The 737-nt window shown below is 37.3% G+C and carries 1 protein-coding gene; it reads right to left on the bottom strand.

Translation table 11 applies throughout. The annotated features are described in order from the left end of the window. On the bottom strand, nt 1-727 hold a 727-nt coding region (locus tag AWU74_RS06885; protein WP_238580221.1), incomplete at its 3' end, for an RraA family protein. Between the last annotated feature and the right edge of the window lie 10 nt (nt 728-737).

Here is a 737-nt window from a genome sequence, read left to right as displayed (position 1 = left end):
GAATGACACAAATTGCATCGTTATCTGCAAAAATTAAATCATCCTTATGGATTTCAACGCCATCGACCAGTATATCTACATCAACAGCCTGTACTCGTCCACGGCCTTTTATATCTACCGGAGAATACCCTTTTGCGATAATCGATAAAGGACATTGATTATGAGTAAACTTCGTATCTCTCGTTAATCCATCAATAATAATACCTTCTATCCTTTGCCGGATACTCAAGCGTGTCATTAGTTCGCCAAAGTAAGCAAATTTTTGGCTTCCCTTAACAACTAAAACTTCTCCTTTGCCTACCTGCGATAAAAAACCAAGCCCCATTAATATATTTTCGTCATCTGTCTCATACGTTTCAATCAGGACAGTACGCGCTCTTCCCATAAAACCTATCGGTAATCCATGCCAATTATGGCGATAATTGGTGATTATCTGATTTTTGTAACCCAGTGAATCCATAATATCTGAAAATGTACCGGAACATAGATTGCTTACAAAACTTTTTTCATCTTTCATGTTTGTATTTCCTAAAATTATATCCGTGACTTCTCTTAAACAGCCATTACCGCCTGCTGTTTGTAAAACAACATCAGCAATTTCTTTGATTTCAGTAACTGCGTTCGATGGGCAACAGCGTAGTTTACACTTCTTCATCGCTTCGTAATCGTTTATATCATCTCCAATGTACAACACATTTTCATAGCGCAAGTTCATTTCTTTGAGCATATTCGCCAAT

This window comes from Treponema endosymbiont of Eucomonympha sp. (assembly GCF_001028545.1).
The sequence above is the reverse complement of the archived record's forward strand: the minus strand, read 5'-3'. Positions and strand labels throughout refer to the sequence as shown.